The sequence below is a fragment of the Roseibium sp. AWQ4_290 genome, assembly GCF_056160985.1.
On record NZ_JBSWYG010000093.1, the window covers coordinates 1 to 273 of the forward strand.

The window sequence follows — 273 nt, forward strand, 5'->3', positions numbered from 1 at the left end:
GTGAGCGTCCGCTGAACCCCACCTCCCGCTTTTCGATTTTGCGCCTTAAGTGTCCACTTATGCAAATGGACACTTAAAGGCGCGTGATGAGCAAACGAAAGAAACGGCGGATTTGGTCTGATGAGGAGAAGCGGGAGATCTGCGCGCAAGCGGTTCTTCCCGGTGCATCGGTTGCGCAGGTGGCGCGCCGGTATTCTGCGAATGCCAATATGATCCACAATTGGCTGAAGGATCCCCGGTTTGCGCGAATGCCAGTTGATCCGGGCCACGTCG

The 273-nt window shown here is 56.4% G+C and carries 1 protein-coding gene; it reads left to right on the forward strand.

Annotated elements, in window-relative coordinates; genetic code table 11:
• Positions 1 to 86: 86 nt before the first annotated feature.
• A partial coding sequence (locus ACXAH0_RS25270; protein ID WP_475196090.1) for a transposase occupies positions 87 to 273 on the forward strand: 187 nt, incomplete at its 3' end.